The sequence below is a fragment of the bacterium genome (genome assembly GCA_036524115.1).
Classification (GTDB): Bacteria; JAUVQV01; JAUVQV01; order JAUVQV01; family DATDCY01; genus DATDCY01.
Window position 1 is genome coordinate 1 of record DATDCY010000038.1, and the last position, 10,824, is coordinate 10,824.

Genomic DNA, 10,824 nt, shown 5'->3' on the forward strand with positions numbered 1-10,824 from the left:
GCCGCGTCGCCCGCGCCGGCGGCGGGCGCGCGCAGCAGCGCCACGAGCAGGCACAGCAGGACGACCAGGCGACTCATCGCGCGACCGGCGGAGGCGATCAGGGGGCCGCGGGCGGCGCCCCGCCGCGCCCCGCGTCCGCAAAGCGGGCGGCGATCTCGCGGAAGCGCTGCTGGTTCGCGAGGAAGGCGTCGAGGACGTCCGGGTCGAAGTGCGTGCCTCGCCCCTCCGCGAGGATCGCCGCGGCGCGCTCGTGCGGCATCGGCTCCTTGTAGGCGCGCCGGCTCACGAGCGCGTCGTAGACGTCGGCCACGGCCATGAGGCGGCCGGCGACGGGGATCTGCTCCCCCTTCAGCCCGTTGGGATAGCCGCTGCCGTCCCACTTCTCCTGGTGCGTCAGCGCGAACTCCCGCGCGATCCGCAGGAACGAGTCGTCCCCGAGGCGCCGCTCCGCGATCTGCAGCGTGTCGTCGCCGTAGACGGTGTGGCGCTTCATCTCCTCGAACTCCTCGCTCGTCAGCCGGTCGCGCTTGAGCAGGACGTGGTCGCGCACGCCGACCTTGCCGATGTCGTGCAGCGGCGCCAGGCGGAAGAACAGGTCGATCGTGTCCTCGTCGAGCGCGTCGTGGAACCGGGGGTGCCCGCGCAGCGACTCCGCGAGCGCCTTCACGTAGTGGCGGGTGCGCTGGATGTGGCCGCCGGTCTCGTTGTCCCGCGTCTCGGCGAGCGCCGCCATGCTCTGGATGATGACCTCCTGCGTCAGCGAGAGCTTGCGGGCGAAGTCCGCCGCCTCGCGCTCGCTGAGGCGGAAGCGCAGGAAGGAGAGCAGCCCGAAGCCGGCGGCGAGCGCGGCCTGGGGCAGCAGGGGCGAGAGGAACACGCCGGTGCGCGAGAACAGCCAGAAGGAGGCGGCCCACGCGCCCGCCGAGCCGAGCACGAGCAGCGGCAGGCCGGCGACCGCCCCCGAGCGCGAGAAGACCGCCGTCGCCACCGCCCCCGCGAGCAGCGCGGCGAGCAGCTCCCAGCCGCGCGCCGCGGCCGGCCGCCGCGGGAGGTCGCCCTGGAGGATCGTGTCGATCGCGGCGGCGTGGATCTCGGGGCCCGGGTAGACCGGGTCGAACGGCGTTGCGCGCAGCTCCTTGAGGCCGGCGGCGCTCGTGCCGACGATCGCGATGCGCCCCGCGAGCGCGCCGGCGGGGACGCGCCGCTCCAGCACCGCGGCCGCGGAGAGGTACTCGTAGCCGCGGCCGGGCCCGCGAAAGCGCACGAGCATCCCCCCGCGCGCGTCCAGGGGAACGGTCCGGCCGCCAACCGTCAGCCGCGGTCCGCCCGGTGCGGAGGGGCCGGAGATGGCGATGGCGCCGCCGCGCGCGCGGGCCAGCGCCGCGAGCGCCAGGCTCGGGAAGATCTCGCCGCGATGCTCCATGAGCAGCGGGACGCCCCGCACCGTGCCGTCGCTGTCCGGCGCGACGTTGAAGAAACCCGAGGCGCCCGCCGCCCGCGCGAGCTCCGGCAGGTTGCAGACGACGGACGGGGCCCGCGCCGGGCGCAGGCCGCCGCCGCTGCCTTCCGGCGCCGGTGCGACGGGGTGCAGGACGCACTCCCGTCCGGGGGCTGCGGCCCCGAAGCCGAACGCATAGCCGAGCACGAACGGCCCCCTGCCCAGGGCTTCGGCCAGGATCCGGTCGTTGTCGGGGAGGGCGGTCCCCGGGTCAGCGAGGCGGACGGTGCGGCCGATGTCGCGCTCGATCTCCCGCGCGACCAGCGAGAGCGACGTGCGGTCCGGCTCCGCGAAGACCATGTCCAGGGCCACCGCGTCGGCGCCCAGTTCCCGGACGCGGTCAAGAAGCTGCGCGATCCGGTAGCGGGGCCAGGGCCACTGGCCATAGCGCGCCAGGCTCTCCTCGTCGATGTCGACGATGGCCGGGACGCGGCCGGGCGGGCGATGGCTGGCGGCGCGCAGGTAGAGGTCGTACACGCGTCCCTCGATGTTCTCGAGGGCGCGCGGCGGGCGCCAGCCGGCAGCGGCGATGAGGAGCGTGCACGCGGCGCCCGCGACCACGACCCGCCAGGGCGCCCGGCGGCGCGGCAGGCGCACGGGCGGGTCGGGCTGCGGCCGGCGCGCCATCCGCCCCTAGCGCACGGTGACTTCGACCCGGCGGTTCCGCGGCTCGGGGACGTTGTCCGCCGTGGGCACGAGGAGGTTTCCCTCGCCGTGGGAGGTGATCTCCAGGACGGCAGGGTCCACCCCCGCCGCGGTGAGCAGGGCCGCGACGGCGCGGGCGCGCGCGAGCGACAGATCGAGGTTCTTCGTCGCGTCCCCGGCGGTGTCCGCGTGGCCGACGACGCTCGTGTCGGCGGAGGCGCGCTCGCGGATCGCGGCAACGATCGCGGGCAGCTCGGCCCGCGACGCCGCGGTGAGTTCGGACGTGGCGTTCTCGAAGTAGAGGACGAAATGCAGCGGCGGCGGCGGCAGCGCCTTCAGCGCGTCGCCGAAGACCGCGGAGACCTCCCCGGCCGGCATCGGCGCGGGCTCCGTCGGTGCGGTCTGTGCGTCGGCGGCGCGCGTGGCAGTCCCGGCCGCCTTGAGCGTGCTGCTGCCCCCCTCGTTCGTGACCGTCAGGCGCCCGACCTTCCCGCTCTGGTCGGGAAGCAGCAGGACGATGTTGGCGGGTGGCCGCGCCGGCGGAGGGGGAGGGGGCGGCGGCGGCGTCGCGCAGGCCGCGAGGACGAGCGCCACGCCGAGCACCAACCCGGCCCGCACGCGGCGCCGCACGGCGTTACCCCTCGACCCGGACCGCGAAGTGCGTGCCGCGCACCCCGATCGTGAAGACCGGCGTGACGAACGTCGTTGCCTCCGGGGCTAGCCGGCCGATGATCCCTGAGAGGTACGTGAGCGTGCCGCGGACGACGCGGGTGGTGAGGCCGAGCTTGCCTTCCGCGGGCGCGAAGAGGAACTTCTCCACCGAGGCGCGGCTCGAGGGGCCCAGGGACATCAGCGAATCGTCGCGGAGCACGAGACCCAGCGCGCCGTCGGCGCCGGTTTCGAGGACGTCGCCGGCGAAGAGTTTGAGGCCGGGGGCGGCGGGCATCGTCGCCCCGGCGCGCACGACCGTGGCGGCGCCGCGGACGGTCTTGACGCTGCCGATGACCTCGTCGCCGGCCGCGGCCGGGACCGCCGTCAGGAGTGAGAGGAACGTGAGAACCGCCGCCACCAGTGCGCCCGCTCCGCGTGCACCCATGCGAAACCCTCCCCCGCCGGGGACGACCGCGCGCCTCGCGCCGGCCGGCCCCGGGATGAGTGAGGCGGCTGTCCTCGGATGGGGACTAGCGGCTGGAACCGCCGCGGCTCCAGCCGGAACCGCCGCCATAGTTGCCGCCGCCGCCACCGCCGCGGTTGCCGCCGCCGTAGCCGCCGCCCGAACGTCCGCCGCCGTACCCGCCGCCCGAGCGGCCGCCGCCACCGCCGCCCTCGCGCGGCTTGGCCTCCGCGACGTTGAGGGCGCGGCCCTTGAGGTCCTTGCCGTTGAGGGCCGCAATGGCGGCCTGAGCCTGGGCCTGGTCGGCCATCTCGACGAAGCCGAAACCGCGGGACTCGCCGGTGAACTTGTCCTTGATTACGTTGGCCGACGCCACGGCCCCGTGGGCCTCGAAGGCCTCACGAAGGTCGGCGTCGGAGACCTGGCGCGAGAGATTGCCGATGAAGATGTTCATACTCTGCTGCTCCTCCTGCTGTTAGCGTTGGGGACGGTCCGAAGCCGATCCCCGAGTTCCGCGGCTTTTTCCCTCCGCGCCTTGTCGGGTATGAGAACACACGACCGCCCCCGTCGTCAATCGCCGGGACGGGGCCGGGGAGGCGGCGCTCCGGCGCGCCCCGTGGCTGCCGCCGGGGGCCCCCGATCTCCCGCCGGGGCGTCCGCCCGGCCTGCGGTCGGGACGGAATTCCGCGGTCGCCGGGGGCTTCGCCGCGTAGTCGAAGCCCTCCAGGGTCCGGCGCGGGATCGGCTCTCCGAGCGTGCGCTCGATGTCGCGGACCATCGCGGCGTCCTCGCCGGTGACGAACGTGAAGGCGTCCCCGGTCCGCTCGAGCCTGCCGGTGCGGCCGATGCGGTGCGTGTAGGCGTCCACCGTGTCCGGGACGTCGTAGTTGATGACGTGCGAGATCTGCGACACGTCGATGCCGCGGGCGGCGATGTCGGTCGCCACGAGCACCGTGTACGTCCCCTTGCGGAAGCCGTCGAGCGCCTCCTGGCGGCGGTTCTGCGAGAGGTTCCCCTGGAGCGAGGCCGCGCGGTGGCCGAGCTTTGCGAGCTGCTCGCCGACGCGCTTGGCGCGGTGCTTGGTCTTTGTGAAGACGATGACCGAGCCGGTGTCGGTGCTGCGCAGCAGCTCGAGCAGCAGCGGCGTCTTCAGGTGCTGGGCCACCGGGTAGAGCGCGTGGGCGACCGTGTGTGTCGGCTTGAGCGTGCCGACCTGGACCGTGACCGGGTCGCGCTGGACCTCCGCGACCAGGTGGCGCACCTCCTGGGGCATCGTCGCCGAGAAGAGCAGCGTCTGGCGCTGCGCCGGCAGGTGCCGCACGATCCGCCGCACCTCGGGCATGAAGCCCATGTCGAACATCCGGTCGGCCTCGTCGAGCACGAGCACCTCGACGTCGCGCAGGCTGACGTTCCCCTGGCCGACGTGATCGAGCAGCCGCCCCGGACAGGCGACGACGATCTCGACGCCCGCGCGCAGCGCCCGGGTCTGGGGGTTGATGTTCACGCCGCCATAGAGCGTGAGGCTGCGCAGCCGCAGCTGGTGGCAGAGCGGCAGCGAGGTCTGGTGGATCTGTTCGGCAAGCTCGCGCGTCGGCGCGACGATCAGCGCGCGCACGCGGCCCCGCGGCCCGGTCGAGAGCCGCTGGAGGATCGGCAGCATGAACGCTGCCGTCTTGCCGGTCCCGGTCCGGGCCAGCCCCATGACGTCGCGGCCCTCGAGGGCGCGCGGGATGGCCTGCTCCTGGATCGGAGTCGGTTCCACCCAGCCGAGCGCATGGACGCCGGCCTGAATGCGGGGGTCAAGATTGAACTGCTGAAACTGCACGAGGTACTCCTTCCGGTTGTTGCGGTCTGTGGGACGAATCCATCGGATGAGGGAGGGATCGTTCCGGTCACTGGGCGACGAACATTCTCGCAACAAGATAGGTCGCGGCGGGAGAAATGGCAAGCGAAATCGTCCGGGGCGGTGCAATCTCCGCAGCGCCGGGGCCTGCGCCCGCGGGGACCATCCCGTCGTGGGAGCCCGCTCCCGCCGGCGACGGCGGGCAACGCGCCGCACGGGCAGACGATGGCCGAAGAGCGTAAAGAATCGGGTAGTTGTGCGGTCGCACGCCGCTGGCGTCCCTGTGGCATGGATGGTGCAGTTGCTGCGGGCCATGCCGTCAACGAGGGATCTCGGAGTCGCCGGAGAGGCCGGCCACACGCTCATCGAACTGGCGGCTGTCGTCGCGATCGTGACGGTCGCGGCCGCGCTGGCCCTGCCGTCGGTCGCCGCGATGGGGCGGGGGCACCAGCTCGAGGCGGCGGCGTTCGGCGCGGCGCAGTGCCTGCGGCTGGCACACTGGCGCGCCGTCGCCTCCGGCCGGCGGGTGCAGGTGTGCGTGCGTCGCGGTCCCGACGGCGTCTGGCTGCTGGCGACCGAGCGCGAGTCCGGGGGGGCATGGGTCGCCGACGGCGAGGAGCGCCGGCTGCCGGCCGGCGTGGTCGTGGCGGTCGCGGGGCCCGCGGAGAAGGTCTTCAATCCCGACGGGACGTGCAGCATCGGGAGTCTCACCCTCCGCGCGGGCGCCTCGGCGGCGTACCGGTGCACCCTCGCGCCGGCGAGCGGCAGGGTGCGTCTCTATCGCGGCGAGCGGGAGCTGGGACGTGGGGACTGAGCGCGGGTTCACGCTGATCGAGGTGCTCGTCACGATGCTGGTGCTCTCCTTCGGCATCCTCGGCGTGCTCGAGGCCACGCTGCTCGCGGCCCGGCTCGAGCGGCGCAGCGCGGCGCTCACGGCGGCGACGTTCCTCGCGCAGGAGCGCATCGAGCGCATCGGCGCGCTCGGCTGGGAAGGCGCCATCGCGGGGCTGGCCGTCGCGCCGCTGCCGGCGGAGCTCGGCGGCGGCGGGCCGCACCCGAGCGAGCAGGTGGAGCGCCCCGGTGCGCGCTACCTGCTGGTGTACGAGCGGGAGCCGCCCGCCGCAGACCCCGCGCGCTGCACGGTGAGCTGCTTCTGGCAGAACGGGCAGGGGAGGCTGGATGCGCGCAGCGTCGTGCGGCTGTCGCTGAGGCGTCGGCGGTGAGCGCGGCCCGCTCCAGCGCCGGCTTCACCCTCGTCGAGTTGCTGGTGTCGCTCGCGCTCACCGCGCTGCTGCTCGCGTTGGCCGCGCCGTTCGCCGGCGCCCAGAAGCGGCTCTGGGAGCGCCAGGAGGAGGCGCGGGAGGCGCGCCGCTCGCTCGTCGGCGCCATCGCATGGGTGACCCGCGATCTCGAGCAGGCCGGCTACCACGCGGACGGACCGCCGCTGCGGGAACTCGCGGCCGAGACGCTGGCGTACGTCCTTTCGCGGGACGAGCAGGACCCGGCGGGCTTCTCCCCGGCGAACCGCCGGCTGGTCACGGTCTGGCTCGACGGCGGCGACCTCAAGTACCGGATCCAGGCGCCGCAGCCGCCCCCGGCCGCCGGGTGGGAACGCGGGAGCACGCAGGTGCTCGCCTCGGGCCTGACGGGCATGTGCTGCCGCGGTCTCGACGCGGCGGGCGACGAGGCGACGGACCCGGCGTCCGCCGCCTCGGTCGAGTGCACGTTCAGCGGCGCCGATCTGCGCGCCGAGCGCGTGCTGGTGCGCCTGCGCACGGCCGCGCGGAGGCTGGCGGCGCCGTGAAGCCCCCGTGCGAGCGCGGCAGCGCGCTGATCCCCGCCGTGGGCATCCTCGCCGCGCTCACGGTGCTCGCGTTGATGTCGGTGATGGCCGGCGGCGCCGATCTGGTCCTCTCCACGCGCCTGGCGCGCTCGCGCGCGGCCTTCTACGCCGCGGAGTCGGCGCTGGAGAGCGCGCTCGCGGAGATCTCGGGGGACGGGGCGGTCCCGGACGCGTGCTTTCGCGACCCGTGGCCGGCGCCGGGCCTGCCGGTGCGCCGCTGGCGCGACGGCGCGTGGTCGTGTGAGCGGTCCGTTGCGCTCCTGCCGGACCTGGCCGACGCCGACGGCGACCCGGCGACACCCGTGGTCCTCTTCAACCGCGCATTCGGCTACCCCGACTCGCCGCGGCAGCGCGGCGGCTATCCCGTGCTGCAGGTCGTCGTGTCCGCCTCCGACGGCGGCGGGGCCAGGGCGATCGCCGCCGAAGTGGCGCCGGTGACCTGTTCCCCGCGCCTCGACACCGCGTGGACCGCCGCCGGCGCGCTGGCGCTTGCGGGCGACGTCCGCGTGGGCGGCTCCTCGCCGGCTGTCGTCAGCCGCGCCGGCGTCGCCCTCGCCGACGGGGCCGCAATCGAGGGCGGGACCGTCACGGAACCGGCCCTCGCGCTCCCCGGCGACGTGCTCGGCATCCTCGCGCCCGGTGCGACGCTGGCGCGCCTCGATGAACTCCCGGAGCCGTCCCCCGGCGCGCCGCCGCGCGGGGTCCTCTGGTCGCGCGGGAACTACTCCGGGCCGCTCGCGGGGGAGGGGATCCTCGTCGTCCACAACCCCGCGTTCGACCCCGTCCGGCACGAGGCGTCCCGGCGCGCGCTGGAGGATGGGGTCTTCGGCGAGGACTACGATCCGGCGTACTCGCACCTCGATCCCTCGCGCCAGCCGGCGCGGCTCGAGATGATGCTCGGCGGCGAGTTCCGCGGCGTGATCGTCGCGGACACCCTGGGCGTCTGCGCCGCCGGCTTCACGCTCAGCGGCGGCCTCGTCACCCTGACGCGCTCGCCGCAGGACGTCCGCGGCGACGCCCCGCTGCGCGTAGTCCACGACCGCGGTGCGATCGAGGCGGCCGGCCGCGGTCCGCTGCGCCACCTGGTCGGCTTCCGGCCGCTGTCCGCCGTGCCGGAGCCGGCGCGATGAGCACGATGATCGACGCGCCCCGCGAGCTGCTCGCGCGCGACGGCGCGGCCACGCTCTCGGACGCACAGTTGCTGGGCCTGTTGCTGCGCACCGGCGCGCGTGGGCCCGGGAACAGCGCGGTCGAGATCGGCACCGGCCTGCTGGCGCGGCACGGCGGGATTGTTGGCCTCGACCGGGCGACCTTCCGGGAGCTGTGCACCGAGCGCGGGCTGGGGCCGGCCAAGGCCGCGGGGCTGATGGCGGCGCTCGAGCTGGGGCGCCGGCTGGTCGCCGGGGACGCCCGCCAGCGGCCACGGCTGACCTCGAGCCGCGAGGTCGCCGGCCTCTACACGCCGCGCCTGTTCAACCTGCCGCGCGAGGTCTTCATCGCGGTCCTGCTGAACGCGCGCAACGAGGTGATCCGCGAGATCACGATCGCCGTGGGCTGCCTCACCGGGAGCCTCGTGCACCCGCGCGAGCTCTTCCAGCCGGCGGTGCGCGATTCGGCAGCGGCGCTGATCCTCGTGCACAACCACCCGAGCGGCGATCCCACGCCGAGCCCGGAGGACGTCCAGCTCACGGAGCGGCTGGTCGAGGCCGGCCGCATCCTCGGCATCCGCGTCCTGGACCACGTGGTCGTGGCGCAGGGCGGCTACGCGAGTCTCATGGACCGCAGGAGTCAGTCCAATTGAGCGCCTGCGGTGGCCCCGGCAAGATGCACGGCGGCCGGACGCCGGGAATTGCGCTTCAGGAACATGTACGCTATCCTGTACGCATCATGAAGGCGATCACCTACACGAGGGCGCGCGAAAAGCTGGCCGACACCATCGACGAGGTCTGCGAGCACCACGATCCCGTGATCATCACGAAGCGCCGCGACCGGGCCGTCGTGATGATCGCCCTCGACGACTACGAGTCGTTGAGGGAGACCTCCTACCTGCTGCGCAGTCCGCGCAACGCCCGTCGCCTGCTCGAGTCCATCAGGGACCTCGCCGAAGGCAAAGGCAGGGCGCGGGCGCTTCTCGAGTGAAGATCGTCTTCTCGGAGCAGGCCTGGGAAGATTACCTGTTCTGGCAGAAGGCCGACAAGCGGCGCTTGAGGCGGATCAACTCCCTGCTCCGCGAAATCTGCCGCGATCCCTGGCGGGGGGCGGGCAAGCCGGAAGCGCTGCGGCACGCGCTGGCAGGCTGGTGGTCGCGCCGGATCGATGACGAGCACCGCGTCGTCTACAAGGTCGAAGGCGATGCGCTCCTCGTCGCGCAGCTGCGCTACCACTACTGAGAGGGCGATCTTCCCCTCGCCGGGCGGCTGCGGGGTGCGACGGCCTAGGGGATCAGCCCTTTGATCACACCGGCGGTCCGCGCCCAGGTGAAGCGCGCCACGTGCTCCTCCGCGCGACGTGCGAAGTCCGCCGCCGGCTCGCTCTCGATGGTCCGCCGCAGCGCCTCGGCGATGGACTCGGCGCTCAGCGGGTCGCAGTAGACGGGCAGGTCACCGCCGGCCTCGCGCAGCGCGCCGATGTCCGCGGCCACCACGCGGGTGCCGCAGGCGAGCGCCTCGAGCAGCGGCATGCCGAAGCCCTCGTGCAGCGAGGGCAGCACGGAGCAGCGCGCCCCGGAGTAGAGGTCGACGACCTCCGCGTCCTCGACGTAGCGCTCCGGGCGGACGATGCGGCAGCCGTCGCGCCGCGCCGCCGCGATCGCCTCGAGGATCGGGCCGTTGAGCCAGCCGCCCCCGCCGACGAGGACGAGCGAGCAGCGGCGGGTGAGCGCCTCCGGCAGGGCGCGGAAGGCCTGGACGAGCCGCAGCAGGTTCTTGCGCGGCTCGATGTTGCCGACGAAGAGGACGTACTCCCCCTCGATCCCGAGCGCTGCCTTGGTCGCGGCCACGCGCGCCGGATCGCTGCGCCGGTACAGCGCGCGGTCGACGCCGTTGTAGGCGACGACGATCCTTGCCGGATCGACGTGCAGGTCCTCCGCGATCTCGCGCTTCGCCGTCTCCGAGACCGTGACGATCCAGGTCGCGCGCCCGACCCACGTCGGCACGTTCCGGCTGAGGTAGCGCAGGTTCGACGGCTCGACGGTCCCGGGGTGGCGCACGAAGGCGACGTCGTGGATGTAGGTGATCGACGGGGAGAACACGAGCGGCCAGTTGGCGAAGTTGGTGAAGAGATACGCGCCGCGGCCCAGCAGCAGGTCCATCGGCGGCAGCACGCGGTAGCGGATGAGCCTGACGAGCACCCGCCCGGGCACCGGGATGCGCTCCGGTGCGACCGTCGCCGGGAAGTTCCAGCGGGCGAGGCGGGTCGTCAGCCACGCGGGGGCGACGAGATGGATCTCGTGCGCGGCGGTGAACGCCTCGTCGCGGGAGAGTTCGTCGATCAGGTGGTAGGTGGCGTGGCCGACGCCGCTGAGGTGGGGGTCGATGAGGGGCCCGGCATCGACGAACAGCCGCTTCTTCCCCACGAGTCCGCTCCCTCCCCGAAACCGGCGTTGACCGGGCGCCAGTTTTTCTTCCGGCGCCCGGGTTTGTCAAGGCGCCGGGGCCGAGCAACGTGGCGAGCGTCAGCGCCGGGAGTTGAAGCGGCGTCGCGCCGCGCGCGTCCATGCCGCGCGTTTGAGACCGCGCCGCCGGGGGCTGTATCCTGTCGGGAATGACGACGCTCCAGCTTCCGGTCGACGAGGCGCTGCCGCGGCTGGCGGACGCGCTGGCGCGGCGGGGGACCGCCGTGCTCACCGCCCCGCCGGGCGCCGGCAAGACCACCCGCGTGCC

13 protein-coding genes are annotated in these 10,824 nt (G+C 74.0%); 7 read left to right on the forward strand and 6 right to left on the reverse strand.

The window, feature by feature from the left end:
- Positions 1-97: 97 nt before the first annotated feature.
- From VI078_01815 to VI078_01835, 5 genes are all read right to left on the reverse strand, one after another.
- The gene (locus VI078_01815; protein ID HEY5998025.1) at positions 98-2,125 is read right to left on the reverse strand and encodes a CHASE2 domain-containing protein; all 2,028 of its coding nucleotides are present in this window, start codon (positions 2,123-2,125) and stop codon (positions 98-100) included.
- A gap of 6 nt (positions 2,126-2,131) precedes the next feature.
- The gene (locus VI078_01820) at positions 2,132-2,761 is read right to left on the reverse strand and encodes an OmpA family protein (GenBank protein ID HEY5998026.1); all 630 of its coding nucleotides are present in this window, start codon (positions 2,759-2,761) and stop codon (positions 2,132-2,134) included.
- Positions 2,762-2,777: 16 nt separating this feature from the next.
- The gene (locus VI078_01825; GenBank protein ID HEY5998027.1) at positions 2,778-3,239 is read right to left on the reverse strand and encodes a hypothetical protein; all 462 of its coding nucleotides are present in this window, start codon (positions 3,237-3,239) and stop codon (positions 2,778-2,780) included.
- A gap of 85 nt (positions 3,240-3,324) precedes the next feature.
- Entirely contained in the window at positions 3,325-3,711 is a 387-nt protein-coding gene (locus VI078_01830; protein ID HEY5998028.1) for an RNA-binding protein, read from the reverse strand.
- 21 nt (positions 3,712-3,732) lie between these two features.
- A complete protein-coding gene (locus VI078_01835; GenBank protein HEY5998029.1) occupies positions 3,733-5,082 on the reverse strand; it encodes a DEAD/DEAH box helicase in 1,350 nt (449 codons plus the stop codon).
- 310 nt (positions 5,083-5,392) lie between these two features.
- On the opposite strand from VI078_01835, the gene VI078_01840 reads away from it, so the two are divergent.
- The 7 genes from VI078_01840 (at position 5,393) to VI078_01870 (ending at position 9,333) form a co-directional block, all read left to right on the forward strand.
- On the forward strand, positions 5,393-5,914 hold the full coding sequence (locus tag VI078_01840) for a GspH/FimT family pseudopilin (protein ID HEY5998030.1): 522 nt from the start codon (positions 5,393-5,395) through the stop codon (positions 5,912-5,914).
- On the forward strand, positions 5,904-6,323 hold the full coding sequence (locus tag VI078_01845) for a prepilin-type N-terminal cleavage/methylation domain-containing protein (GenBank protein ID HEY5998031.1): 420 nt from the start codon (positions 5,904-5,906) through the stop codon (positions 6,321-6,323). The genes VI078_01840 and VI078_01845 overlap by 11 nt, the downstream gene beginning before the upstream one ends.
- Positions 6,320-6,904 carry a prepilin-type N-terminal cleavage/methylation domain-containing protein gene (locus VI078_01850; protein ID HEY5998032.1) on the forward strand — a complete coding sequence of 195 codons (585 nt, stop codon included), beginning with the start codon at positions 6,320-6,322 and terminating at the stop codon, positions 6,902-6,904. Before VI078_01845 ends, VI078_01850 begins: the two co-directional genes overlap by 4 nt.
- Positions 6,901-8,073: a pilus assembly PilX N-terminal domain-containing protein gene (locus VI078_01855; protein ID HEY5998033.1), complete on the forward strand. Its 1,173-nt coding sequence runs from the start codon at positions 6,901-6,903 to the stop codon at positions 8,071-8,073. The genes VI078_01850 and VI078_01855 overlap by 4 nt, the downstream gene beginning before the upstream one ends.
- Positions 8,070-8,744: a DNA repair protein RadC gene (gene radC / locus VI078_01860; GenBank protein ID HEY5998034.1), complete on the forward strand. Its 675-nt coding sequence runs from the start codon at positions 8,070-8,072 to the stop codon at positions 8,742-8,744. Before VI078_01855 ends, radC begins: the two co-directional genes overlap by 4 nt.
- A gap of 86 nt (positions 8,745-8,830) precedes the next feature.
- Positions 8,831-9,082, forward strand: a complete 252-nt coding sequence (locus tag VI078_01865) for a type II toxin-antitoxin system prevent-host-death family antitoxin (protein HEY5998035.1) — start codon at positions 8,831-8,833, stop codon at positions 9,080-9,082.
- A complete protein-coding gene (locus tag VI078_01870) occupies positions 9,079-9,333 on the forward strand; it encodes a Txe/YoeB family addiction module toxin (GenBank protein ID HEY5998036.1) in 255 nt (84 codons plus the stop codon). The genes VI078_01865 and VI078_01870 overlap by 4 nt, the downstream gene beginning before the upstream one ends.
- Positions 9,334-9,377: 44 nt before the next feature.
- Here the strand turns inward: VI078_01870 and VI078_01875 are convergent, their stop codons facing one another.
- Entirely contained in the window at positions 9,378-10,517 is a 1,140-nt protein-coding gene (locus tag VI078_01875) for a glycosyltransferase family 1 protein (GenBank protein HEY5998037.1), read from the reverse strand.
- Between the last annotated feature and the right edge of the window lie 307 nt (positions 10,518-10,824).